Here is a 22,618-nt window from a genome sequence, read left to right on the forward strand (position 1 = left end):
GGCCCGACCGGCGCTTTGCCGTCAAACACCCAAGGTAGGAGCCCGGTGCCCGAATCGGGCACGCCGGGATCTGTGCGGGGGGTGCCCAGCAATGGGCATTCCTACCGCGATTTCCTTACGCCATGCTGACAGCGCGGTGCCTGCTGTCAGCCCCACTGTTCTGTGGTCGGCCTTATCCGGATGTTGGTTGCGACACTTCGCGGCATCCGCGCAGCGGCCAGTGGCGTTCCCTTCCTCCACGATCGTCATCTAAGTGTTTTCCCCGGTGTGGCGCCATGCCCCGTGTAAGAAGCAGGTAAGGGGCAGGTCTTACCTTATCGTCACGGACCGGGGCTGAGACCACCACGCATGCGCCGGCTGGCGCATGCGCTGTCAGCCCACGGCCATCCCGTAGCACGATTGGCAGGAGACACAAATGAAGGAAGAACTGGTCGCAAGACTGAAAGAGAACCCAAGGTACCTCAAGCTCGTGCACCATCGCTCGCGGCTGGGTTGGGCACTGACCGCCGTAATGCTCGTGATCTACTACGGGTATGTGCTGCTCATCGCGTTCGACAAGGAACTCCTCGCCACGAAGACGGGTACTGGTGTGATGACCTGGGGCATGCCGATCGGCCTGTTCGTGATCCTCTTCACCGTTGTCATCACCGGCCTCTATGTGCGCCACGCCAACCATGCGTATGACGAGCTGACCGAACAGATCAAGCGGGAGGTGGCATGAAAGCGAACCAGGCCATCATTGCCGGCAGCGCGTTGCTGCTTTCCACCGCCGCGCTGGCCGCGGGCGGAGACCTCGGGCAAGCGGTCCGGCAGCCGACCAACTGGACGGCAATCGGCATGTTCGTGCTGTTCGTGATCGGCACGCTGTTTATCACCAAGTGGGCGGCCAAGCGGACCACGTCGGCCGCCGCGTTCTACACGGGCGGCGGTGGCATCACCGGCTTCCAGAACGGCATGGCGATCGCCGGCGACTACATGTCCGCAGCATCGTTCCTCGGCATTTCCGCGGCGGTCTATACCAATGGCTATGACGGTTTGATCTATTCCATCGGCTTCCTGGTCGGCTGGCCGGTCATCACCTTCCTGCTGGCCGAGCGTCTGCGCAACCTTGGCCGGTTCACGTTCGCCGACGTTGCGGCGTACCGTTTCAAGCAGGCGCCGATCCGCGCGTTCGCGGCGTCGGGCACGCTGGTGGTGGTGGCGTTCTACCTGATCGCGCAGATGGTCGGTGCAGGCCAGCTCATCAAGCTGCTGTTCGGGCTGGAGTACTGGGTCGCGGTGGTCATCGTGGGTGGGCTGATGATGGTGTACGTGCTGTTCGGCGGCATGACGGCGACGACCTGGGTGCAGATCATCAAGGCCTGCCTGCTGCTCGGCGGCGCGACTTTCATGGCCGTTATGGTACTGGCGCAGTACCATTTCAGCCCCGAGGCGCTGTTCGCAAAGGCGGTCGAAGTCCATGCCAAGAAGGACTCGATCATGAGCCCGGGCAACTTCATCAAGGACCCGATCTCGGCGATCTCGTTCGGCATTGCGCTGATGTTCGGCACGGCCGGCCTGCCGCACATCCTGATGCGCTTCTTCACCGTGCCCAATGCCAAGGAAGCACGCAAGTCGGTGTTCTGGGCGACCACGTGGATCGGCTACTTCTACATCCTGACCTTCATCATCGGCTTCGGCGCGATCGTGCTGGTGGGTACCAACGCGACCTTCCAGGACGGCAGCGGCAAGCTGCTGGGCGGCGTCAACATGGCGGCGGTGCACCTGGCCAGCGCGGTCGGCGGCAACGTGTTCCTCGGCTTCATCTCGGCCGTGGCGTTTGCGACGATCCTGGCGGTGGTGGCCGGCCTGACGCTCGCCGGGGCATCGGCCGTATCGCATGACCTGTATGCCACAGTGTTCAAGCACGGCAAGGCGACCAGCTCGATGGAGTTGCGCGTCTCGCGCATCACGACCGTCATCCTCGGCATGGTCGCAGTGGTGCTCGGCATCGTCTTCGAGAAGCAGAACATCGCGTTCATGGTGTCCCTGGCCTTCGCCGTCGCGGCCTCGGCCAATTTCCCGGTGCTGTTCATGTCGGTGCTGTGGAAGGGGTGTACGACGCGCGGCGCGACGATCGGCGGCTTCCTCGGCCTGCTGTCTGCGGTGGTGCTGACCGTCCTGTCGCAGGCGGTCTGGGTGGACGTGTTCCACTTCAAGAATGCGCCGTTCCCGTACACCTCGCCGGCGCTGTTCTCGATGACGATCGGCTTCGTCGGCATCTGGATCGTCTCGCTGACCGACAAGTCCGCACGCGCGCGCGTGGACAAGGCAGGCTTCGAGGCGCAGGAGCTGCGTTCCGAGACCGGCATCGGCGCGGGCGAGGCGACCGCACACTAAGTGCAGCAACTTGCGGGACGTCTGCTATCTTGGATCGAGGATCAGCAACGTCCCGCCGTCGGCATGCAACAGGCAATGCGGGCGCTGGCCCCGCGCGCAACCGACGACGCCGGTGGTCACTTCTGTACACAGCGCAGGCCCTCCGGGGCCTGCGTTGCCGGAGGCAACCGACCATGAAGCCGCAACCCTTTGCAGTGACTCCCGACGCGCATGGGCGCGCACTCAACGTGGTCGGCGAGAAGATCACGGTGCTGGCACCGAATACCGCCACGCAGGGCTATGAGGTGTTCCTGCAGCAGGGCGAAGAAGGTAGCGGCCCCCCGCCGCACAGCCATGACTGGGACGAGTCGTTCTACATCACGCGCGGCACGATCGATATTGGCTACGACGACCAGGTCATCACCGCCACGGCAGGCACGTTCGTACACGTACCCGCGGGCACAGTACATCACTTTCGCTTCGGGCCAGGCGGCGGCGAGATGATCTCCGTTACCAGTCAGGGCGGAAGGGCTTCGCGCCTGTTCACCCGGATCGACGAGGAGATTCCGCCGGGGCCGCCCGATCTGGAAAAGCTGCTGGCAGTGGCGCAGGAGTGCGGCGTGACGGTTGCCGCCGGAGATTCGCCGCCTGCGTGACCGCCGGATCTGGCCATCGCCGGCAGCCAGGCCTTGCTGACGTTCGGCACAGCCTGATGCCGGGTTCGAGGCCCGCCGGCTCGACGAGCCCATCCACCCCTGGTAATAATCGCTGCAACGCCAAACTTCAGGGGTGGTGCCATGTCGCCTGTCCTGGCATTCAAGCTGGTGCTGCTGTCGCTGATCGCCATCATCGCCCTGGAGCTGCTGGCCGCGCGGTTGCGGCTGCCGCCCGCGGCGGCCTTCCTGGTCGGGGGCATCGCCATGGCGTTCGCGCCCGGCCTGCCGGCGGTCGAGCTCAGCCCGGACCTCGTGCTGCTTGTCTTCCTGCCGCCGCTGCTGATGGACGGGGCCTATTTCTCGGTATGGGATGAATTCCGGCGCAACCTCAGCGGCATCCTGATGCTGGCGATCGGGGCCGTGCTGTTCACGACGCTGGTTGTCGGCGTGGCGGTCCATCTCGTGGTGCCGGGGCTGCCATGGGCCGCATGTTTCGCGTTGGGCGCGATCGTGTCGCCGCCCGACGCGGTCGCGGCCAAGGCGGTGCTCGAGCGGGTCGCCCTGCCGCGTCGCCTGATGGCGTTGCTGGAAGGCGAGAGCCTGCTCAATGATGCGACCGGGCTGGTGCTGTACCGCTTCGCCGTTGCCGCCGCGCTGACCGGCGCGTTCAGCATCGAGCATGCCGCAGTGGATTTCTTCGTGCTCGCGCTGGGCGGGATCGCGGTGGGTTTCGGCATCGGGTTTGTGGTGGTGCGCATGATCAGGCTGCTGTCCGACGAGTATCTCGCGATTACGGCGGCCGTGCTGTCGTCATGGGTCAGCTATATCGTCGGCGAATGGGTGGAAGTCTCCGGCGTGATTGCCACGGTCACGACCGGCATGATCCTCGGCTGGTATCAGCACCAGGTCTTCTCGGCGTCGGTGAGAACCCGTGGCACGGCATTCTGGCAGGTCATGGTGTTCCTGCTGGAGGCGCTGGTGTTCATCCTGATCGGCCTGTCTCTGCGCGGCGTGATCGCACGGCATGGCGGCACCGCGGATGCGATGGCCTCTCTTGCCGTGCCGGTCACCATGGTGATCGTGGCAGTGGTGGTCTCGCGCTTCGCCTGGGTGTTTGCGACCGAGGCGCTGAAGTCGGCCTGGCGGCGTCTGGCGCAGAACAATCGTGACAGGGCGGACTGGCGGTCGGCAACTATCGTGAGCTGGGCCGGGATGCGCGGCGTGGTGACGCTGGCCATCGCACTGGCGCTTCCCGAGCAGATGCCCGGCCGCGACCTGATCCTGGTGACGGCGTTTGCCGTGATCCTCGTGACCGTGCTGGTCCAGGGCGCGACGATCGGCCCGTTGATCCGCCTGCTCGACATCCGGCGGATCGAGCAGGCATCGGGACACAAGCTCACGGAAGCGCAGGCGTGGGCACGCCTGGAAGCCGTGCAGCGCGATGCCGTTCGCCCGCTCGTATTCGACGTCGAGGGAAAGCTGCAGCATCCCCGCTTGTGGGAGCAATACAACTATCGTGCGCAGATTACCGACCGGTTCAAGGACAGTGTGATTCCTGACGAGGAGCGCTCCGCTCACTACGGGGTGGTTCTGGCCGGGCTGGCCGCCGCACGGTCGGAGCTGATCTGCATGCATCGTGCGGGCCAGCTTCATGACGAGTTGTTGCGCCATCTCGAGCGCGATCTCGATCTGCAGGAAGTGGCGGCGCTGCATGGGATCGGCGGCGTGGCCGCGGACTGAACAGGCGCGCAGGCCGGCAGCAAGGCCGTCAGGCGCTCGCCGTGGAAATCAGGGGGTTACCCAGTGAAAAGGTGGTTAGCGATGTGGGCAGTGATGATCGCGGCGCTGCTGTCGGCCGCAGCGGTTGCGGCAGACTTCGGCAGCAAGGGCGGGCCCGAACCCGCCAACGTCGACCAGATTGCCGACCTTCTTCGCGCGGATCCTTATGACCTTGAGCTGCTGATCAGCTTCGGCACCTCGAAGGGGGGATCGGCCGGTCATATCGCAGTGGCCATCCGCGACCAGTTGCCTGGCGACGACCTGGTCTACTCGGCCAACTTCTACGCTGACCGCGACAGCAAGCACGCCACAGGCTATTACACCGACGACCTGATGGTGGCTATCCCGAAGAAAGAGTACCTGTTCAGGACGGTCTCGTCGGTTGCGGAAACGGCCTCGTTCGGCCTGGACTTCGGCGAGATCTACAAGCGCTCGGTGATCGGCGTGCGGGTGCGCGGCGTGCCCGCGAGCGACAAGCAGGCCCTGGCGGCCTACTTCGGGCGCATCAATGACGACTTCCATCGGCAGGCCAGGAACACCGAGTATCACCGGGGCGAGGTCAGGTACGACTACTTGCGCCTCAACTGCGCCAAGACCATCGGCGCTGCATTCCGGTACGGTGCCGGCTACAAGGACCTGGAGGTCACAAGCGCCAGGGTGCTGTCCGGACGGCGGGTGGTAGCGGCCGCCAACGCCAACGTACCGACCGAGATGGCGATGAAGCTCATACGGGAGTGGGGCAAGCGCGGGTATGGCATGGATGTCGTGCTGTACAAGAAATACGGTGGCTCGACCTATGTGGACCCGCTCGAAGAGGAAAAGGTGGCCTTCAAGGACTTGCCCAATCGCTTTCCCTCAGTCTTGTCGCTGGATTTCCGCAGGGACCAGGGAGCCTACCAGGACTTCGACAACCTGTTTGCCATGTACCTGCTGTACAACCTGGGCCGATACAGCGTGCGTGTCGACGAGCGGACGCTGCTGCTCGAGATCGAGAAAGAGAAGGAGCCGATGGCCTACGCCGAGGCCGCCGAACTGGCCAACCGGAGCGCCAGGTCGGACAGCAGGAATTTCCGCCGCGGCAAGCTGTTCCGGCCGCTTGGTACCCGGATCGGGGAGGCGCCGGACAACACGCATCTTTATGACTTCCCGGATGCTGGCGTCCAGCATCGACAATGAGCGGTCTAAACGCATGTTTGACCACGTCAAATTCGGAGTCAGCGACTATGCCGCGAGCAAGGCGTTCTTCCCATACTGTGTTGCCGTGGGGCTGGCATGCTTCAGGCGACGGCACCTGGCGGCGCATGGCGTGCCAGGAAGCGGTCCAATTGGCCAGCGAACGCCTTGCTATCCTGTGGAGCGTACGGTGCTGGTCCGCCGGTATCGACGCCCGAGCCGCGGAGCTGATCCATTACCTCGCGCATCGTTACGCGCTCCTGGATATTCTCACGGCTAAACCAGCTTCCTCGTGGGTCGAGCACATGGGCGCCCTTGTCGAGGGCAGCGGCGGCAAGCGTGATGTCCGCCGTAATGACGAGGTCACCGCTGCTGACCAGCTCGATGATGCGGTCATCGGCGACGTCGAAGCCCGCCGGCACTTGCAGTGCCTTGATAAAGCGGGAAGGCGGCGTGCGCATATACTGGTTGGCGACCAGCGTGACGCATACCTGGACACGTTGTGCGGCCCGATACAACATTTCTTTGACGACAACCGGGCAGGCGTCTGCGTCAACCAGTACTTGCATCGCGGTGCTTCCAATCGAGGGAGGGAGCGCTCATATTACTGCCTGTACGCGTCTCGATGGAAACGAACGTTGGCAGGCGCGTATCGATTGCCGATGCCTGCGCCGGCAATGGTCATGCATCGGCATGAAGACGCGTCAGTGCAGTATGTAAAGCGCCTGCCGCCCCTCCGCATAAAGGGCCATGGCGATCTTCAGAATCTCATTGCGATGCTGGTCGAACGAGGCCAGCACCCCGGCTTCGTCAGAGCCGAGAGCAGAGTCGAAATTCATCAGTACGTGGTCCTCCACAAGGAAGGTAATCTCGCGTGCGTTGTCATAACCCCAGAACCACACGCCATGCTTGGTCTCGTCATAGGTGCGGCAGGGGTTAGGAAAACTAAGTGCCATGTTGTCGTCCTGTGTTCTATGCCTTTGGCGAACCGGCTTGCCACGCTTACTGCCCGCGCGAAAAATCTATCCCCCTGCGCTGAGCGTTACGAGTTGCATGTGATCGCTGTGCCGCGTGTCCGCGGCCAGCCGATTCACGTCTTCTTCTTGGCGGCGCCTTCGTTCCCAAACTTCGAATGAACCGTACTGAATGGGGTTGCCGGCACTGAGGGCTTCTTGGGCTGCTTGGGTTTTTTCGCCTCGCGAGTGCTGCGTAGTTGACTCTTGGCCATGGATTGCTCCTGGTGTGTTGCTTGCCAAGGTGGCAATTCCAGCTTACGCGCTTAAAAGCTCTAACAACATGACTTTCATGATGTCCGCATGAAAAGCGCGCTCCGCGCCCACGTCGTTCGCGGCGCTCGTGCGCTCGCAGATCCATTTCAGCCGATCGAGGCAGAGGCGGGCGAGACGGCTTTTACCCGGGCCCTTGGGGTGCGTCGCGCAACCCATTTTGGCCGTTCGGTTGCGAGCGTGGAACGCCTCTGAATTATCTTGCGTTCACCGCGACGGGCTGTTGCGCTTCGGCCTGGCGGCGCAGGCTTTCCGTGGTTTCGCCGTTGCCGTCGTGGCTCCAGCCCGGGGGCATGATGACGTAGCCGATCGCATTCCACACGCTGCCGGCCCTGGCCATGTCGCGGAACAGGCTGACCCAGTGTTCGAACTGGTTGACGATCGGGTTGTGCGTGGTGGTTGGGTGGACCAGGCCGAAGCGGCACGGTTCGTCTTCACGCTCTTCCACATAGGTGCCGAACAGTCGGTCAAAGAGGATCAGCACGCCGCCGTAGTTGGCATCAAGGTAATCCACGTTCGAGGCATGGTGCACGCGGTGTGCCGACGGGGTGTTGAACACGTATTCGAGCCAGCCCAGCTTGGGGATCCAGGTAGTGTGCAGCCAGAACTGGTACAGCAGGTTCAGGCTCAGCGTGGCCAGCACGACCTCGGGACGCACGCCCAGGAATACCAGCGGTGCGAAGAAGACGGCGGTGCCGGTGATCGTGCCGGTCCAGCCCAGGCGGTAGGCGGTACCGAGCGTCAGTTCATTGGGCGAGTGGTGTACAGCGTGCGTCGCCCAGAAGAAGCGGATGCGGTGGGAGGCGCGATGGTACCAGTAGTAGCAGAACTCCTGGCCGATGAAGAGCAGCAGCACCGCCAACGCGCTGTTGATCTCGACGGTGAAGAGGCGGTGGTCCCAGGCAAACGCGAAGATCGGCGTGGCCAGCGACAGCGGCAGCAGAACCATCAGCTTGCGGCCGATCATGTCGACCAGCGACAGTCCTATTTCATGCCAGGGATAGGCCTTGCCTTGCTGGCGGGCCTTGCGCGCCAGGAAGCAGGCCTCGACCAGTGAGACCGACACGACGAAGGCCGTGGCGAAGAGAGTGATCTTGTGGAGGTTGTGCATGATCGTCCTGTGTGGTGAGCGGTGACGCCTTGCTTTGCGGAGCCGGCATTGCTGCGTCGGTGAGGCAAATGTAGTGGGCGGCCGCGCCGGGCGCCATGCAGGAAATATGTCGCCATGTGTCATGGCAGGCGAAGCGCCGCCGGTCGCGGAAATGGCGATGCATCATGGCACTGCGCCGATGGATGGGGGCGGCGCACCGTGTAATGCCGTGACATGTTTTCCACCGCGAAAAGCGCCGGTCGTCCTCCTATAGTTCGGTCCGTTGCCGCGCCGCAGTGTGCGGCCCGAACCGAACCTGAAGGACCTGAAATGACCTCACGCTTTCCCCGTTTGCTTGGCGCCGCCGCAAGCGCACTGATCGTCCTGGCCAGCACCCCGGCCTTGGCCGCGTGGTCTGGCCACGGTACGGCCTATACGCCGCACGGCGTCTACAACGGTGCGCACTACGGCGCTTGCGGTGGCGGCAGCTGCTCGCATGCCGGTGGCGTGGCCGGTCCCTACGGCGGCCTGGCTACCAACACCGGCACCGTGACCCGCACGGCGCCCGGGCAGTTCTCGAACAGCGGCACCGCGACGGGCCCGAACGGCCGCTCGGTGCAGCACGACGGTAGTACCAGTTGCGCCGGCGGCACCTGCTCGCACACCGGGAGCCTCACCGGTCCGGACGGCCAGACTGCCAGTACCGCGGGAACGGTGACGCGGGAAGGCTCTGGGCAGTATTCCTCGTCCGGCACCGTGACCGGCGCGAACGGCAACACCGTGAGCCATGCCGCCGCGACGACCTGCGCCGGCGCGACCTGCGCGCGCTCGGGCACCGTCAGCGGAACGGAGGGCGGCACGGTGACGCACGCCGGCAGCGCGACCCGCGTGGCGCCGGGCGTCGTGACCACGGGTGGAGGCAGCACCGTCGTCCATGGCACCACGGTCGTTGCCACGGGCACAGTGGCAACGGGTGGTGCGGTCGTGGCCGTGGCTGCGCCGCCGGTGGTCGTCACGCCGCCGTCCCCGCCACCGGCAACGGTCTATGTCACGCCGCCGCCCAAGGTGGTTGTCACCACGCCGCCGCCCGCGAAGGTCGTGGTCGCGGCTCCGCCACCAAGGGTTGTCGTGGCCGCGCCCCCGCTGCCGGCGGTGATCGTCAGGGCCACGCCGCTGCCGCGTGCCGTGTATGTCGCGCCGCGCGCGGTCTATGTGGCGCGACCGCCGCGGCCGGCCGTGATGGTGCCGGGCCACTGGGCCGGTGGCGTGTGGGTGCCCGCGCACCTCGTGTAACCCGGCCCGCCGGATTCCAGTCGCAACGCCCTGCCGGCGAGTGCCGGCTATCCCACGGAGAACATCATGAAGAAGATGATTGCAGTGCTTGTCTTGTGTATTGTTTCTGCAGGCGCGTCGGCGCAAAGTGCCGGGCTGCCCGCAGCCGGCGGCCCGCGCGTCGAGCGTGCGGTGCAGCAATTGCAGGCGCGCTTCGCCAATGCCAATACCACGCATGACGGCAAGCTGACCCGCGAACAGGCCGCCGCCGGCATGCCGATGGTGGCCAGGCATTTCGACGAGATCGACGCGCAGCGCAATGGCTACATCACGCTGCCGCAGATCGAGGCGTTCCTGAGGCAGGAAATGATGTCGCGCTGAGGCTGTTGCGCCAGGAACGATGCCGGAGGCCCGCGATGGAGCAGGTGAACAGGATTATCGTGCTCGACGATGAAGCCGAGCTGCGCAATATGCTGCAACGGTTCCTGACGGGCCATGGCTTCCGGGTGCGCGCGGTCGCCGACGGCAAGCAGCTCGACCGCTACCTGCACCGCGAGCCCTATGACCTGCTGGTGCTGGACCTGATGATGGAGCCCGAAGACGGCCTCACGGTGTGCCGCCGCCTGCGTGCCGAAGGGCAGACGCTGCCGATCCTGATGCTGACCGCGAAGGGCGACCCGGTCGACCGCGTGGCGGGCCTGGAGACCGGCGCCGACGATTACCTGGCCAAGCCCTTCGTCCCAGACGAGCTGGTCGCGCGCATCCGTGCACTCCTGCGGCGCCAGAAGATGGCCGCGGGCGATCCCACCGTGACCACGCAGACGCTTCGCTTCGGGGAGTTCAGCTTCGATGTCGCCAAGCAGACGCTGACGCGCCGCGGCGAGCCGGTGGAAGTGCATTCGGCGCAGATGCTGCTGCTGCACGCGCTGGGCTCCTCGCCCAACCGGGCGGTGAGCCGCGACAACCTGCTCGCGCGCGCACGCGGCCGCGACCATGATGCGCTCGACCGCAGCATCGACGTACAGATCCTGCGGCTGCGTCAGATCGTCGAGGACGATCCGTCCAAGCCGCGCTTTATCAAGACCGTGTGGGGCGTCGGCTACATGCTGGTGGCCGGCGTCGAGTCGTGATGCCGCGCTCTCTACTGGCGCGCAATATCGCGCTGCTGGTGGCGCTGGTGGCGCTCACGCAGGCCTGTTCGCTGACCGTGCTGCTGCATTTCGTGCAGCGGCCGCGCATCGAGCGCGCCGCCATCATCTTCTCGGACTACGTGAAGATGCTCGACGGCGTGCTGGGTGCCATGCCCGCCGGCGCGAGCGGTGTTGCCGCGGAACGGCTCGGCGCGCAGTTGCAGGACCCTGAGCATGCAGCGCCGCGGGCCGACCCCAACCCGCTGCAACTCTTCCGCAGCTACCAGCGCGACGTTTTCCTGGAAGCCCTGCAGCGCCATCTGCCGCCCGACATGCCGGTGCGATGGCAGTCCGGCGAGGATGAACGGCTGTGGATCCGCCTGCATGTGGCGGATACCCCGCGCTGGGTCGCCATGCCGATGACCGAAGATGCCCGGGCGGGCGGCATCACCACCGCGCTGGTCTTGTCGACCGCGCTCGCCTTGCTGGCCGCGCTGACCGGCTACCTGATCCAGCTTCACCTGAACCGTCCGCTGCAGGATCTTGCGCAAGCCGCGCGCCAGATCTGCGCGGGCGAATCACCGCCACCGCTGCCGACAGACGGGCCGACGGAGATTGCACAGGTCAGCAGCGCGTTCAACCAGATGACGCAGGCGCTGCAGCAGGCCGAACAGACGCGGGCGTTGATGCTCGCAGGCGTCTCGCACGATATCCGTACGCCATTGACCAAGCTGCGCCTGGCGATGGCCATGTCGATCCCGCGCGGCGCCGACGATGATTTCGTGGCATCGGCCGAAGGCTATCTCGATCATATCGAGACCATCCTGCAGCAGTTCATGGACTATGCAGGCAGCGGCGAGAAGGAACTGCCGCAGCCGGGCGACATCAACGCGCTGGTCAGCCAGCTCGCCTCGGACTTCGCCGGGCTCGGCCATGAGTTCGAGCTGTCGCTCGGCGACCTGCCACCGGTTCCGTTCCGGCCGGTCAGCCTGCTGCGCCTGCTGATGAACCTGATGCAGAACGCTGTCGTCTACGGCAAGACGGGCCTGGGCGTGCGCACCTGGCGCGACGGCGAACATGCCTGCATTGCCGTGGGGGACCGCGGCACCGGCATTGCGGCAGCCGAGCTGGAGCAGCTCAAGGCCCCATTCAGCCGCGGCGCCAACGCACGCAGCCATTCGGGCGGCACCGGCCTGGGCCTCGCGATCGTCGACCGCATCGCACGCCTGCACGGCGGCTCGCTGCAGTTCCGCGCGCGCGACGGCGGCGGCCTGGAGGCGGTGGTGTCGCTGCCGTTGCGCACGCCTGGCGCGTAGCGCACCGGAACACGTCACGGCATCGCGCCGTGACATCGCGCGAAATAATTGCTGCATGGCGCTATGCGCGGGCATTTCCCATACTTTGGTCACCGAGACGCGACGCACCGCAACACCTCGCGGTGACAGCGTTTTCGACCACTGAATGGCACCCGCCCCCGACAAAGGAATCGACATGCGTACCACCTTCCAAGCCCTCGCCCTCAACACCAAGCGCCTCGCTATTGCCGCCGTGGCTGCAAGCGCCATGCTGGCCGCCGGCTGCGCCAGCGCCGGCGTGACCGGCATTCAGCAAACCGGCCTGCTGCAGCCGGTGCAGGCGGACGTTATCTATGTGCATGCGTTCGATGCCGATGCGGACCAGGTGAAGCTTGACGGTGGCCTCGCGCAGAAGCTGAAGACGCTGGCGTCTGGCGGCTCGGCCGCGACCGCGCAGTCCGGCACCGCCGCTGAAGCGCGCGAACAGGTCGCCGACGAAATCGTGCGCCAGTTGCAGGCCAAGGGCCTGCATGCCGTGCGCGCCGACGGCCCGGCGCCCGCCAATGCCAGCGCGCTGATCGTCGAAGGCGGTTTCAGCAAGATCGATGAGGGCTCCAGCCGACGCCGTCTGCTGATCGGCCTGGGCGCGGGCAAGAGCGAAGTCGGTGTCTCGGTGCGGATCTCGTACAAGCCGGCCAACGGCGCACCGGTGCCGCTGCAGAGCTTCGTGGCCACTGCCGACAGCGGCCATATTCCCGGCGTAGCCGAGACCGCTGGTGTGGGGGCGGCGGCCGGCCACATTGCGATGGCCGCTGCGGCGGGCACCGGCGTGCACGGGGTGTCCGAAGTGAAGCGCGACAGCGTCTATGCCGACGCCACGCGGCTTGCGGATTCGATTGCGACACAGGTGATGGCGGCGAGCACGGAAGAGGGGTGGCTGTCGGCCGCTGCCGGCTACTGAACGTCGTAGTTCAGTGCTTCACGGGGCGTTTTCCTGTTGCGTGCATCAGACCGCACATCCAGGCTGTCAGAAGCGTATGCGGCGATTTGTGACTAAGCTGGTAGATGCTGTCCGGTTACTCTGGCAGTTCGGTTTTCCGTACGCAAGGAGATCACCATGAAGACACAAAAAGCGCTGCCCGCGCTGTTGCTGATCGCTGGCGTCCTGACGGCTTCCGCCAGCTTTGCCCAAGGCATGGGTAAGTCCAAGGCCGCTGCACCCGCGGCGCCGGCCCCGGCCTCATCGCCCTACATGCAGGTCCAGGAATGGAAGAAGGGCGATCGCCTGCCCACTGAATTCCGCGACAGGCAGTATGTGATCGATGACTGGAAGCAATACAGCCTGCCGGCGCCGCGCAAGGGCACACACTGGGTCGGCGTGGGTGCGCAGTACTACCTGGTGGCGCCCAATGGCGTGATCCAGCAGGTGGGCGCCGGAACCTGACGCCGGTCGCGTCAACTTCATCGTCCTGCAATACAGAAGCCGCCCGCGCGGGCGAACCTGCGCGGGCGGCTTTGTGCTGTCAGCGTCAGATGCCGAGAATCTTTTTCGCCTCGAGCAGCGATTTCATCGACTCGTCATGCTTGCCGGCCTTGTGGTAGGCCTCGCCTTCGGCGCGCAGCTTCTGCACGCGCGCGGCGTCTTCCGGCGACAGTGCCGGCTTGGTCGAGAGTTTGGCGTCGATGGCCTTCATCTCGTTGGGGCAGTTGTGGGCCAGTGCCAGGCCGCTGGCGCCGGCCAGGAAAACGGCCGTGAGGATAGAAAGAGTCTTGCGCACATTCCCTCCCGTTCATGAGGTTGGGAAATCCAGCATAGTCCATGCACGGTGCCGGCGCCTGCCGCGCTGCCGCGACAGGTGCGCCGGCAGGCATTCCGGTGTTATGTTGGAGGGCGCTGGCCGCCTGCCCGCACTGGCTGGTACCTTCCCGATCGCTCCGACTGCGCATGGAATCCTCTGCCGAGCACTATTCACTGGCCTTGCTGTGCGCCGCCGTCCTGACAGTGACGGTGGTCGCCGTCCATTACGAAGCGCTGCGGCTGTTCTCGACGCTGCACCCCAAACGCTGGAGCGGGCATGTGAACATCGGTGTGCTCATCGTCTGCATCATCCTGGTCCACTGCCTGGAGGCCATGGTCTTCGCGCTGGGCTTCTGGCTGTGCGACCACGGGCTTGGCCTGGGCGGGCTTACCGGAAGCCGCGAGATAACGCCGGTCGTCTATGCCTACTTCGCGCTGGAAACCTACACCACGCAGAGCCTTGGCGATATCTACCCGGTCGGCGCCAGCCGGCTGATCGCCAGTATCGAACCGCTGGTCGGCCTGATCCTGATTGGCTGGTCGACATCGTTCACCTACGTGATGATGCGGCGCGACTGGCATCTCGAAGAGAAGGAAGCGGAGGAAAGGCGGCCGAGGCGGTAGCGTTTGCCTGCCCGGGTGCCGCCGGCGGTCGATGATCGGCGATACTCCGTCCTATGAGCCACTTCTAAGAAGGGAGAGCCTGCCATGCAGAGCCAAATCAAAGGGGTGTTCCGGATTGCCATGATCCTGGCGCTGGGCGCCGCGTGCAGTGCCCACGCGCAGCGGCAGGACGGCAAGGATGCCGCCGCGGCTGCGATCGGGAATGCCGTGCAGGAAGGATCTTCGCCATATCGGCCTGAAAGCCGCGGCGAGGCGGTTGCCGCGGAATGCCGCGAACTCGCGGCGCAGATCGCCGGGGCGCCCAAACGAGAATATCAGGTTGGCGGGCAGTCGATTGAAACCAGTCAGGGGAGGATGGTGCCGGAGCTGGAGAGGGAGAGGCCCAGGAAGGAGTTGCAGGAGGTTTATCGGGAGAAATGTACGGAGTAAAGGGGTTGGGGGGGCGTCGTGCTTGACAAGCGCCGCTGTTTCGCCGGCGTAGCCGGCGAGTCACTTCTTGTCCAAGCGACAAGAAGTAACCAAGAAGCGCGTTTACTTGCCCTAACGGGCGAATATTGATCGTAGTGTGCCAAGGGTGTTGTACGGGTATGGGCTTCAGAGTGTGCCTGGCTGCCTGCCGCGTGGTGCGCGGCCGTGGGTAGGCTTTCAAGCGCTGATTGAACGAGCCCCGAAACTGTCCGTGGTCCCTGCTACCACCGGTATCGCGGGAACGCCTGCGGCTGCGCTGCGCGCGGCTCAGTAGTCGGCATAGCGGCTGGCATCAACGTCGCTGGCGCTCGCGCTTCCCTTCTTCGTTTTCTCTGCTTCGCGCATGGCACATGCACCAAGGGCTTCGTCACTACGTTTTGGTTCGGGCCGCGGCCCGGAAACCCGGACTGCTGAGTGCGCGCAGCGCAGCCGCAGGCGTCCCCGCGATATCGCTGTCAGGAGGGACCACTCCGTAATCCGGGTTCGTTCGTACGCCCTGTCCATCCTAATCATCTACGCGGCAGGCAGTCTGGTTATGCCCCTGGACCGTCTTCACCTCATCGAGCCGTTCGTCAACCACGAAACGCGCTTTTGCCTACTTTTACCGCTCGGGTAAAAGTAGGTCGCCGGCTACGCCGGCGAAACAGCCGCGCCCGCCAAGAACGACGAGCCGATCAAATACCAAAAGAAGGCCCTCGACCAACCACCGGCTTCGATCACGCACCAATCCGGTTCATCCCCCCCAAAGTCCACCCTCCAAAATCCCCATCTCCATCAATAAAACAACCGTTTCATGGTAATCCATGATGGAACAACTGTTGCTAACGACCTAGCATCCCATCAACCCGACAGCGAATCCCACGAATTCGCCCTTCAAGGAGCCACCATGAACGCCGTGAAATTCACCTGCCTGAGCCTGGCCCTGGCCGGTACCCTGACCGCGGGCGCCGCGCAGGCCGTTGACGTTGCCAGCAGCCCCACGCTGAGCAAGATCAAGTCGTCCGGGGCCATTGCCATTGGCCACCGCACGTCGTCGATCCCGTTCTCGTACTACGACAGCAACCAGAAGGTGGTCGGCTTCTCACAGGATCTTTGCGACCGCGTGGTGGATGAGGTGAAGAAACAGACCGGCGTGCCCAACCTGCAGGTGAGGATGGTGCCGGTCACATCGCAGAACCGCATTTCGCTCGTGCAGAACGGCACGGTGGACCTGGAATGCGGTGTCACCACCAACCTGAAGGCCCGCCAGCAGCAGGTGGCGTTCTCGACCACGTTCTTCGTGGCTGGCACGCGGCTGCTGGTGAAGAAGGGCAGCCCGGTGCACGACTTCCCTGACCTGTCCGGCAAGGCGGTGGTCACCAATGCGGGTACGACCTCGGAGCGCATCCTGCGCCGCCTGAACGACGAGAAGAAGGCCAATATCACGATCCAGAGCGCCAAGGACTACGGCGAATCGTTCCTGATCCTGCAGTCGGGCCGCGTGGCGGCGTTCATGATGGATGACGTGCTGCTGTCCGGTGCCCGCACCATGTCGCCGAATCCGGCGGAGTGGGTGGTGGTTGGCACGCCGCAGTCGTTCGAGGCCTACGGTTTCATGATGCGCAAGGATGATCCCGGGTTCAAACAGCTCGTCGACGGTGTGCTGACCGGCCTGATGAAGAGCGGCGAAATCAACACGCTTTATGACAAGTGGTTCCTCAAGCCCGTGCCGCCCAAGAACATCAATTTCGAGTTCCCGATGAGCGAGCCGGTGAAGAAGGCCTACGCCAACCCGAACGACCAGGCGTTCGAGTAAGCCTTCGGTCAGCCGCGATTCGCCGGCACGTAGGCGCCGGCGCGATGCAGTTCGCCTTCCGCCAGTTCCAGCGCGCGGATGGCGCCCTTGCCCTTGCGCGCGAGCAGCTGCTCGACCAGCGCTTCGACCGTGGCGATGCCAGCCGTGATCGACGGGAAGAACGATGGGCTTTCCACGGAGAACAGCAGCGTGCAGTCGGCGGCCAGCGCAATCGGCGCGACCGAACTGTCGGTCAGCGCCACCACCTTGCAGCCGGCTTCGCGCGCGGCGCTGGCGACACGGATGATTTCCTGCGAATACGGCGCGAAGCTGATGACCATCACGGCATCACGCGGGCCGAAGGCGCGCAGCTCCATTTCGAGGGTGCCGGCATCGCCGCGCACCAGTTGCACCGTGCTGCGGAACAGCCGGTAAACATAGTGGAACGTGAAGGCAATCGGGAAGCACGAGCGGAACCCGGCCACATGCACGCAGGCCGCTGCGGACAGCAGTTCCGCAGCGGCCTGCAAAGCCTTTTCGTTGCCCGCGCCGATCTGGTCCAGGTTGTTGTGCTGGGCTTCCAGCATCTCGCCGAGCATGCGGTTCGTGCCGCCGTCACGCACCACCTTGCGGGCCCGGCGTGCATAAGGCTGCGAGCTACCGCGCAGGGCGTCGACGAACAGTTCGCGCAAGCCCTGCCAGCCTTCGAAGCCCAGATGCTGCGACAGCCGCACGAGCGTGGCCGGCTGCACCCCTGCACTGACCGCGATCTTGCGCATGGACAGTACCGGCACGTCCTGCGGATGATCCAGCAGGTAGCGCGCGCCGCTCTGGAACTGCACGCTCAGCGTCGGGAAGCTGGCGCGCAGCCGGGCCTGCAAGGCATCCAGGTCTTCTGGCGGGGTGATGCTGTCGGGCGACATCGGTGCTCCGGATTGGGGTTGTAACGATTGTTGCACAGGCGGCGCGGCGCAGCATCACCCAGTCGTGTGATTCGCCGTGCGCCCGGGCTGGCAACAGCCGTCCTGCCGAGGTGCCTGCGCAATTGACTCATTCGGTTCTTGGTTCGGCATCAATGCAACATATGTTGCAATTTGGATCGCCTTCTCCTTATACTTCCGATAACCGCGCTGCCAACTGGCTGTATATCGTCCATCCGGACCAGAACCTGTAAGTCCGCGGCGGGTTGCCCGATTCCTCTTCATATTGCAGGACCGATCGCCATGACTCACGTCTTTCATCGCAATCCGCGCCAGGCATTGCCTGTGGCAGTCGCCGGCAGCGGCGTCGAACTGGTCGACAGCGAAGGCCGGCGCTACCTCGACGCCTCCGGCGGCGCGGCGGTGTCATCGCTGGGTCACGGCCACCCGCGCGTGATCGCGGTGATCAAGGCGCAGCTCGACACCATCGCCTACGCGCATACCTCGTTCTTCACGACCGAGGTGTCCGAGACACTCGCGCAGACGCTGGCGCAGGCCGCGCCAGGCGACCTTGAGCACGTCTACTTCGTCTCGGGCGGCTCCGAAGCAGTCGAGGCCGCGCTCAAGCTCGCGCGCCAGTACTTTGTCGAACTGGGGCAGGGCAGCCGCCGCCATTTCATCGCGCGGCGCCAGAGCTATCACGGCAACACGCTCGGCGCGCTGGCCATCGGCGGCAACGCCTGGCGCCGCGAGCCGTTCCTGCCGCTGCTGGTGCCTGCGCACCATGTGTCGCCGTGCTATGCCTACCGCGACCAGGCGGCCGGCGAGACCGACGAGCAATACGCGCAACGGCTGGCCGACGAGCTGGAGGCCAAGATCCTGGAACTCGGCCCTGAGAACGTAGCGGCGTTCGTGGCGGAAACCGTGGTCGGCGCCACCGCCGGCGCGGTGCCGCCGGTGGCGGACTACCTGAAGCGCATCCGGGCTGTGTGCGACAAGTACGGCGTGCTGCTGATCCTGGACGAGGTCATGTCCGGCATGGGCCGCACCGGCCACCTGTTCGCCTGCGAAGAGGACGGCGTGGTGCCCGACATCGTTACCATTGCCAAGGGTCTGGGCGGCGGCTACCAGCCGATCGGCGCGATGATCTCCACGCGCAGGATCTACGACACCATCGTGGCCGGCAGCGGCTTTTTCCAGCACGGCCACACCTATATCGGCCACGCTACCGCGTGCGCCGCCGCGCTGGCTGTCCAGCGCACCATTGCCGAAGACAACCTGCTGGCCAATGTCCGCGAGCGCGGCGAGCAATTGCGGGCGCGCCTGCGTGAAACGCTGGGCAACCATCCGAATCTTGGCGACATCCGCGGCCGCGGCCTGTTTGTTGGCGTCGAATTCGTCGCCGACCGCGACAGCAAGGCTACGCTGGATCCCAAGCTGAAGACCCACGCGAAGCTGAAGGCCGCCGCCATGCAGAACGGCCTGCTGGTCTACCCGATGGGCGGCACCGTGGACGGCGTGCGCGGCGACCACGTGCTGTTCGCACCGCCGTTCATCTGCACGGCGCGGGACATCGACAATATCGTCGAGCGTTTTGCCGGCGCCGTCAGTGCTGTCCTGCCGGCCTAGCTGCGCCACCGTCTGTGGAAACCAGTCGATTGTGACGATGGGGCTACATGAGCGGTTTGTCTTGTAGCCGCAACGCCGCGGCGCTGGCATAGCAATTTCTTTGACCCATGTAAAAGCGTGCCTTACACTTCGCGCCATAGCCGCCGGAAATAGGTCATCCGGCACATAATAAGCATCGGAGCGCGAGCATGGGACATAGAAGCCCTGCAGTGCGACACGACAGCAGGGTCAGGCTTGTCAAGCTGTCGTTTCGGGTCATTGGGGTAAACGGGTCTTCCGCCGGCATGACATGCCGGTGCGCGCACGCGCGTTCGCGCCGCGTCAGGCCGGCGCTCGGGTTTACGCTGATCGAGCTGATGATCACGGTGGCGATCATCGCGATTCTGGCCACCATCGCCTATCCCTCCTACACGCAGTACGTCATCCGCAGCAACCGCTCCGCTGCGCAGAGTTTCATACTTGGCGTTGCCAACCTGCAGGAGCAATACAGCCTGGACGCGCGCCAGTACGCGACGACGCTGGCGACGCTTGGCGTCACGGTTCCGTCAGAGGTTTCTCGCAACTACGCCGTCACACTAACTGCGAACAACGCTGCGACACCGCCCACGTATACCGTCACGGCCACGCCTACGGGCAGCCAGCTCGCGAATGACACGAAGTGCCTGAACCTGACGGTGGACCAGACCGGCACCAAGGGCATCAGCGGGCCAGGGCCCCTGACCAGTTGCTGGTGAGCGGCCATGACCCGATTCAAGAGCCTTTCATCAGCGTGCAGGCGAAGCACCGGCTTCACGCTGATCGAACTGATCACCACGGTGTTCATCGCAGCCATTCTGCTGTCCATCGGTACGCCTTACTTCGGCGACTTCATACTGGGCCAGCGGATACGTACAGCGGCTTCCGATCTGGCATCCAGCCTTGTCTATGCACGCAGTGAGGCGGTCAAGCGAAACACCGGGGTCACTATCGCGCCGGCCACCGGCGGCTGGCAGAACGGTTGGACCGTGACAGTCGGGGCTGCCGTGCTGAGCAGCCACGAAGCCTTTACCGGCTTGACCCTGACGGGGCCAGTCGGGGGACTGGTCTACAACAGCAATGGTCGACTGGCCGCAGTGCCAACACCTTTCGGCATTTCTGCATCCGGTAGCTCTGCGATTCCACGTTGCGTGAGCGTTGACCTGAGCGGCCTGCCAAGCAACCTGGCAGGGAGCTGCTGATGCGCCGCTTAACACCGATACGGAAATCCGACGGCGGATTCGGGCTGATTGAGGCGTTGGTTACGCTGATCGTCCTGCTGATTGGTCTGCTCGGACTGGTGACGCTGATGCTGGCGAGCCAGCGGGCCGAGTTCGAGTCTTACCAGCGTGCCCAGGCGCTCATCCTGTTGCAAGACATGGTCGAGCGCATCAATGCCAACCGTTCGGCAGCCGGCTGCTATGCCGTTACCACGGACACGGCAAACGGTGCGCCGTATCTGGGTACTGGCGCGGGTACGCTGCCCGCATGTTCGCTGGGCACGATCCAGGCCTACACCCTTGCCAACAACGACCTGGCTGCCTGGAACAACCTGCTTGCCGGCGCAGCCGAGGCCAGCGGCACCAGCAATGTCGGCGCCATGACCGGCGCGCGCGGGTGCATCAGCTTCAACGCTGTATCCAGTACCTACGTAGTGAGCGTCGCCTGGCAGGGTAAGAACAAGACTGCAGCGCCTGTCGCGGGGCTACCGTGCGGCAAAGGGCTGTATGGAGATGAAACGCAGCGGCGGGTGGTGAGCGCCACGCTGCAGATTGCCAACCTCAACTGATGGCTGCCGTGACGACTCCTGCCACCTTGCGCCCGCTCTCGTCCCTGCGTCGCCGCCAGACCGGCATGTCGTTGGTGGAGCTGATGGTTGCCATCGCTATCGGGCTATTCCTGATGGCGGGCATTACGGCACTGATCAGTCAGCAAAGCAGTGCGCGCGCCGAACTGGATAAATCGAGCCGGCAAATTGAGAGCGGACGCTATGCCTTCACGCTGTTGCAGGACGACATCGAGCATGCGGGCTATTACGGCCGCTTCGGTGGCACGATGACTGCATCCGGGGTATTGCCGAATCCGTGCTCGGTTGCCACGGCCAGCGTTGGCGACGCGCTGGCGCTTCCGCTTCAGGGGTATGACGCGCCGACTTCCGTGCCGGCGCCCCTGTCCGATTGCCTGCCCGACGCCAATCATGTGCCTGGAACGGACATCCTCGTCACCAGGCGCCTTGAAACCGGCGATGCACTGGCCTCGCCGGCCACCGGGGTGGCGGGCCAGATCTATGTGCAGACGACGCCGGCAGACAAGAAGATCGGCATCGGTCCCGACCCGACCCCGGCCACACCATCCACCTACACGCTCGTACAGAAGGACGCTACGACGCCAGCGCCATTGTGGCGTTACGTGCAGTCGATCTATTTCATCAGCCCCTGCAATCGCTACGCAGCGGGCGCTATCGTCTGCACGTCTGCCGCTGACGGCGGCAAGCCGGTGCCTACGTTGAAGCGCCTTGAGCTTACAGCCTCTGGCGGTGCTCCTGCTTTCGTGATCACGCCGCTCGTGGACGGTATCCAGAATATGCAGTTGGACTATGGCGTCGATGCGATCGGTGCCGGCACGCCGGCGGTGCCGTTCATTACGGCCCCGGCACTTGCGGACTGGCCTAACGTGATGGCCTTGCAGATCAGTCTGCTGGCTCGCAACGCGGATGCTTCCGCCGGCTATTCCGACACGAAGACCTACAGCATGGGCAGTGCCGGATCGGTTGGCCCATTCTCGGATTCCTACAAGCGCCACGTCTATACCGGCACCGTACGTGTCATCAACCCGAGTAGCCGGAGGGAGTAAACATGAGGCGCAAGTTACTGAGGCGCGGCAACCAATACCGGGGTATCAGCCTGGTGGTTGGCCTTGTGATGCTGATCGTGCTGACCTTGCTGGTGGTGTCTGCTGTCCGTATGAGCAATTCCAGCTTGCGCATCGTCGGGAACCAGCAGGCCAGGGCGGAAGCCAGCGCAGCGGCGCAGCAGGCGATCGAAAAGGTCATCAGCTCTGCGGCGAATTTCTACACCCCTGCCGCGCAGAACTTCGACATCGACATCGACAACGACGGCGTAGCGGATTACGCGGTGCAGACAGCCGCCCCGGCTTGTCTGCAGATGGTGGCGTCGGATGGCTACAGCTATGACTTCTCCCAGTCAGCACCTCAGGACACTTACTGGGATGTGACAGCCATTGCGACGGACAAGCGTGGCAGCGGCGTCACCGTCACCATCCATCAAGGCGTAAAGGTGAGGATGGATTCGACCGCCACGTGCACATAAGACGGCATGGGCACTTAAGGAC

The 22,618-nt window shown here is 64.5% G+C and carries 26 protein-coding genes; 20 read left to right on the forward strand and 6 right to left on the reverse strand.

The window, feature by feature from the left end; all coding sequences use genetic code 11:
- The first annotated feature begins 415 nt into the window (after nt 1-415).
- The 5 genes from LDO29_RS26900 (at nt 416) to LDO29_RS26920 (ending at nt 5,969) form a co-directional block, all read left to right on the forward strand.
- Nucleotides 416-721 carry a DUF485 domain-containing protein gene (locus tag LDO29_RS26900; RefSeq protein WP_224082789.1) on the forward strand — a complete coding sequence of 102 codons (306 nt, stop codon included), beginning with the start codon at nt 416-418 and terminating at the stop codon, nt 719-721.
- Nucleotides 718-2,379 (forward strand): cation acetate symporter, encoded by a 1,662-nt coding sequence (locus tag LDO29_RS26905; protein WP_224082790.1) that lies wholly within the window; start codon nt 718-720, stop codon nt 2,377-2,379. Before LDO29_RS26900 ends, LDO29_RS26905 begins: the two co-directional genes overlap by 4 nt.
- Before the next feature lie 173 nt (nt 2,380-2,552).
- Nucleotides 2,553-3,014, forward strand: coding sequence for a cupin domain-containing protein (locus LDO29_RS26910; RefSeq protein WP_224082791.1), 462 nt, complete (start codon nt 2,553-2,555; stop codon nt 3,012-3,014).
- Nucleotides 3,015-3,155: 141 nt separating this feature from the next.
- On the forward strand, nt 3,156-4,754 hold the full coding sequence (locus LDO29_RS26915) for a Na+/H+ antiporter (protein ID WP_224082792.1): 1,599 nt from the start codon (nt 3,156-3,158) through the stop codon (nt 4,752-4,754).
- 81 nt (nt 4,755-4,835) lie between these two features.
- A complete protein-coding gene (locus LDO29_RS26920) occupies nt 4,836-5,969 on the forward strand; it encodes a hypothetical protein (protein ID WP_224082793.1) in 1,134 nt (377 codons plus the stop codon).
- A 101-nt stretch (nt 5,970-6,070) separates the two neighbouring features.
- Here LDO29_RS26920 and LDO29_RS26925 read toward each other — a convergent pair whose 3' ends face one another.
- The 4 genes from LDO29_RS26925 to LDO29_RS26940 form a co-directional block, all read right to left on the reverse strand.
- On the reverse strand, nt 6,071-6,535 hold the full coding sequence (locus LDO29_RS26925; RefSeq protein ID WP_224082794.1) for a YaiI/YqxD family protein: 465 nt from the start codon (nt 6,533-6,535) through the stop codon (nt 6,071-6,073).
- A 135-nt stretch (nt 6,536-6,670) separates the two neighbouring features.
- Nucleotides 6,671-6,922, reverse strand: a complete 252-nt coding sequence (locus tag LDO29_RS26930) for a DUF1488 family protein (RefSeq protein WP_224082795.1) — start codon at nt 6,920-6,922, stop codon at nt 6,671-6,673.
- Between the two features lie 134 nt (nt 6,923-7,056).
- Entirely contained in the window at nt 7,057-7,194 is a 138-nt protein-coding gene (locus LDO29_RS26935; protein WP_224082796.1) for a hypothetical protein, read from the reverse strand.
- Between the two features lie 254 nt (nt 7,195-7,448).
- Nucleotides 7,449-8,363 (reverse strand): sterol desaturase family protein, encoded by a 915-nt coding sequence (locus tag LDO29_RS26940; RefSeq protein WP_224082797.1) that lies wholly within the window; start codon nt 8,361-8,363, stop codon nt 7,449-7,451.
- A 309-nt stretch (nt 8,364-8,672) separates the two neighbouring features.
- Here LDO29_RS26940 and LDO29_RS26945 point away from each other — a divergent pair, with 309 nt between their 5' ends.
- From LDO29_RS26945 to LDO29_RS26970, 6 genes are all read left to right on the forward strand, one after another.
- Nucleotides 8,673-9,635, forward strand: a complete 963-nt coding sequence (locus tag LDO29_RS26945) for a hypothetical protein (protein ID WP_224082798.1) — start codon at nt 8,673-8,675, stop codon at nt 9,633-9,635.
- A 66-nt stretch (nt 9,636-9,701) separates the two neighbouring features.
- Nucleotides 9,702-9,995: an EF-hand domain-containing protein gene (locus tag LDO29_RS26950; protein ID WP_224082799.1), complete on the forward strand. Its 294-nt coding sequence runs from the start codon at nt 9,702-9,704 to the stop codon at nt 9,993-9,995.
- A 35-nt stretch (nt 9,996-10,030) separates the two neighbouring features.
- Nucleotides 10,031-10,744, forward strand: coding sequence for a response regulator (locus LDO29_RS26955; RefSeq protein WP_224082800.1), 714 nt, complete (start codon nt 10,031-10,033; stop codon nt 10,742-10,744).
- Nucleotides 10,744-12,060, forward strand: a complete 1,317-nt coding sequence (locus tag LDO29_RS26960) for an ATP-binding protein (protein WP_224082801.1) — start codon at nt 10,744-10,746, stop codon at nt 12,058-12,060. Before LDO29_RS26955 ends, LDO29_RS26960 begins: the two co-directional genes overlap by 1 nt.
- A gap of 175 nt (nt 12,061-12,235) precedes the next feature.
- On the forward strand, nt 12,236-13,000 hold the full coding sequence (locus LDO29_RS26965) for a DUF4410 domain-containing protein (RefSeq protein ID WP_224082802.1): 765 nt from the start codon (nt 12,236-12,238) through the stop codon (nt 12,998-13,000).
- Nucleotides 13,001-13,156: 156 nt separating this feature from the next.
- Entirely contained in the window at nt 13,157-13,483 is a 327-nt protein-coding gene (locus LDO29_RS26970) for an RcnB family protein (RefSeq protein ID WP_224082803.1), read from the forward strand.
- 85 nt (nt 13,484-13,568) lie between these two features.
- Here LDO29_RS26970 and LDO29_RS26975 read toward each other — a convergent pair whose 3' ends face one another.
- A complete protein-coding gene (locus LDO29_RS26975) occupies nt 13,569-13,817 on the reverse strand; it encodes a hypothetical protein (RefSeq protein ID WP_224082804.1) in 249 nt (82 codons plus the stop codon).
- Between the two features lie 167 nt (nt 13,818-13,984).
- Here LDO29_RS26975 and LDO29_RS26980 point away from each other — a divergent pair, with 167 nt between their 5' ends.
- The 3 genes from LDO29_RS26980 to LDO29_RS26990 all read left to right on the forward strand — a co-directional run bounded on the left by LDO29_RS26980 (nt 13,985) and on the right by LDO29_RS26990 (nt 16,724).
- The gene (locus LDO29_RS26980) at nt 13,985-14,461 is read left to right on the forward strand and encodes an ion channel (RefSeq protein WP_224082805.1); all 477 of its coding nucleotides are present in this window, start codon (nt 13,985-13,987) and stop codon (nt 14,459-14,461) included.
- A gap of 84 nt (nt 14,462-14,545) precedes the next feature.
- Nucleotides 14,546-14,890, forward strand: coding sequence for a hypothetical protein (locus tag LDO29_RS26985; protein WP_224082806.1), 345 nt, complete (start codon nt 14,546-14,548; stop codon nt 14,888-14,890).
- Between the two features lie 925 nt (nt 14,891-15,815).
- Nucleotides 15,816-16,724 (forward strand): glutamate/aspartate ABC transporter substrate-binding protein, encoded by a 909-nt coding sequence (locus LDO29_RS26990; RefSeq protein WP_224082807.1) that lies wholly within the window; start codon nt 15,816-15,818, stop codon nt 16,722-16,724.
- A gap of 8 nt (nt 16,725-16,732) precedes the next feature.
- Here the strand turns inward: LDO29_RS26990 and LDO29_RS26995 are convergent, their stop codons facing one another.
- Nucleotides 16,733-17,626: a MurR/RpiR family transcriptional regulator gene (locus LDO29_RS26995; RefSeq protein ID WP_224082808.1), complete on the reverse strand. Its 894-nt coding sequence runs from the start codon at nt 17,624-17,626 to the stop codon at nt 16,733-16,735.
- A 300-nt stretch (nt 17,627-17,926) separates the two neighbouring features.
- Here LDO29_RS26995 and LDO29_RS27000 point away from each other — a divergent pair, with 300 nt between their 5' ends.
- The 6 genes from LDO29_RS27000 (at nt 17,927) to LDO29_RS27025 (ending at nt 22,596) form a co-directional block, all read left to right on the forward strand.
- Entirely contained in the window at nt 17,927-19,252 is a 1,326-nt protein-coding gene (locus tag LDO29_RS27000; RefSeq protein WP_224082809.1) for an aspartate aminotransferase family protein, read from the forward strand.
- A 284-nt stretch (nt 19,253-19,536) separates the two neighbouring features.
- Nucleotides 19,537-19,986 carry a type IV pilin protein gene (locus LDO29_RS27005; protein WP_224082810.1) on the forward strand — a complete coding sequence of 150 codons (450 nt, stop codon included), beginning with the start codon at nt 19,537-19,539 and terminating at the stop codon, nt 19,984-19,986.
- 6 nt (nt 19,987-19,992) lie between these two features.
- The gene (locus tag LDO29_RS27010) at nt 19,993-20,469 is read left to right on the forward strand and encodes a GspH/FimT family pseudopilin (RefSeq protein ID WP_224082811.1); all 477 of its coding nucleotides are present in this window, start codon (nt 19,993-19,995) and stop codon (nt 20,467-20,469) included.
- The gene (pilV, locus tag LDO29_RS27015) at nt 20,469-21,056 is read left to right on the forward strand and encodes a type IV pilus modification protein PilV (RefSeq protein ID WP_224082812.1); all 588 of its coding nucleotides are present in this window, start codon (nt 20,469-20,471) and stop codon (nt 21,054-21,056) included. Before LDO29_RS27010 ends, pilV begins: the two co-directional genes overlap by 1 nt.
- Complete coding sequence (locus LDO29_RS27020) at nt 21,056-22,120, forward strand: PilW family protein (protein WP_224082813.1); 1,065 nt, start codon at nt 21,056-21,058, stop codon at nt 22,118-22,120. Before pilV ends, LDO29_RS27020 begins: the two co-directional genes overlap by 1 nt.
- A gap of 2 nt (nt 22,121-22,122) precedes the next feature.
- A complete protein-coding gene (locus LDO29_RS27025) occupies nt 22,123-22,596 on the forward strand; it encodes a pilus assembly PilX family protein (RefSeq protein WP_224082814.1) in 474 nt (157 codons plus the stop codon).
- The last annotated feature ends 22 nt before the right edge of the window (nt 22,597-22,618 follow it).

The sequence above is a fragment of the Cupriavidus laharis genome (assembly GCF_914271435.1).
Lineage (GTDB): Bacteria > Pseudomonadota > Gammaproteobacteria > Burkholderiales > Burkholderiaceae > Cupriavidus > Cupriavidus laharis.

Excerpts from the sequence above, each read along its gene's own strand:
- LDO29_RS26900 (WP_224082789.1), top strand. The coding sequence starts at position 416 with ATGAAGGAAGAACTGGTCGCAAGACTGAAAGAGAACCCAAGGTACCTC.
- LDO29_RS26905 (WP_224082790.1), top strand. The coding sequence starts at position 718 with ATGAAAGCGAACCAGGCCATCATTGCCGGCAGCGCGTTGCTGCTTTCC.
- LDO29_RS26910 (WP_224082791.1), top strand. The coding sequence starts at position 2,553 with ATGAAGCCGCAACCCTTTGCAGTGACTCCCGACGCGCATGGGCGCGCA.
- LDO29_RS26915 (WP_224082792.1), top strand. The coding sequence starts at position 3,156 with ATGTCGCCTGTCCTGGCATTCAAGCTGGTGCTGCTGTCGCTGATCGCC.
- LDO29_RS26920 (WP_224082793.1), top strand. The coding sequence starts at position 4,836 with ATGTGGGCAGTGATGATCGCGGCGCTGCTGTCGGCCGCAGCGGTTGCG.
- LDO29_RS26925 (WP_224082794.1), bottom strand. The coding sequence starts at position 6,535 with ATGCAAGTACTGGTTGACGCAGACGCCTGCCCGGTTGTCGTCAAAGAA.
- LDO29_RS26930 (WP_224082795.1), bottom strand. The coding sequence starts at position 6,922 with ATGGCACTTAGTTTTCCTAACCCCTGCCGCACCTATGACGAGACCAAG.
- LDO29_RS26935 (WP_224082796.1), bottom strand. The coding sequence starts at position 7,194 with ATGGCCAAGAGTCAACTACGCAGCACTCGCGAGGCGAAAAAACCCAAG.
- LDO29_RS26940 (WP_224082797.1), bottom strand. The coding sequence starts at position 8,363 with ATGCACAACCTCCACAAGATCACTCTCTTCGCCACGGCCTTCGTCGTG.
- LDO29_RS26945 (WP_224082798.1), top strand. The coding sequence starts at position 8,673 with ATGACCTCACGCTTTCCCCGTTTGCTTGGCGCCGCCGCAAGCGCACTG.
- LDO29_RS26950 (WP_224082799.1), top strand. The coding sequence starts at position 9,702 with ATGAAGAAGATGATTGCAGTGCTTGTCTTGTGTATTGTTTCTGCAGGC.
- LDO29_RS26955 (WP_224082800.1), top strand. The coding sequence starts at position 10,031 with ATGGAGCAGGTGAACAGGATTATCGTGCTCGACGATGAAGCCGAGCTG.
- LDO29_RS26960 (WP_224082801.1), top strand. The coding sequence starts at position 10,744 with ATGCCGCGCTCTCTACTGGCGCGCAATATCGCGCTGCTGGTGGCGCTG.
- LDO29_RS26965 (WP_224082802.1), top strand. The coding sequence starts at position 12,236 with ATGCGTACCACCTTCCAAGCCCTCGCCCTCAACACCAAGCGCCTCGCT.
- LDO29_RS26970 (WP_224082803.1), top strand. The coding sequence starts at position 13,157 with ATGAAGACACAAAAAGCGCTGCCCGCGCTGTTGCTGATCGCTGGCGTC.
- LDO29_RS26980 (WP_224082805.1), top strand. The coding sequence starts at position 13,985 with ATGGAATCCTCTGCCGAGCACTATTCACTGGCCTTGCTGTGCGCCGCC.
- LDO29_RS26985 (WP_224082806.1), top strand. The coding sequence starts at position 14,546 with ATGCAGAGCCAAATCAAAGGGGTGTTCCGGATTGCCATGATCCTGGCG.
- LDO29_RS26990 (WP_224082807.1), top strand. The coding sequence starts at position 15,816 with ATGAACGCCGTGAAATTCACCTGCCTGAGCCTGGCCCTGGCCGGTACC.
- LDO29_RS26995 (WP_224082808.1), bottom strand. The coding sequence starts at position 17,626 with ATGTCGCCCGACAGCATCACCCCGCCAGAAGACCTGGATGCCTTGCAG.
- LDO29_RS27000 (WP_224082809.1), top strand. The coding sequence starts at position 17,927 with ATGACTCACGTCTTTCATCGCAATCCGCGCCAGGCATTGCCTGTGGCA.
- LDO29_RS27005 (WP_224082810.1), top strand. The coding sequence starts at position 19,537 with ATGACATGCCGGTGCGCGCACGCGCGTTCGCGCCGCGTCAGGCCGGCG.
- LDO29_RS27010 (WP_224082811.1), top strand. The coding sequence starts at position 19,993 with ATGACCCGATTCAAGAGCCTTTCATCAGCGTGCAGGCGAAGCACCGGC.
- pilV (WP_224082812.1), top strand. The coding sequence starts at position 20,469 with ATGCGCCGCTTAACACCGATACGGAAATCCGACGGCGGATTCGGGCTG.
- LDO29_RS27020 (WP_224082813.1), top strand. The coding sequence starts at position 21,056 with ATGGCTGCCGTGACGACTCCTGCCACCTTGCGCCCGCTCTCGTCCCTG.
- LDO29_RS27025 (WP_224082814.1), top strand. The coding sequence starts at position 22,123 with ATGAGGCGCAAGTTACTGAGGCGCGGCAACCAATACCGGGGTATCAGC.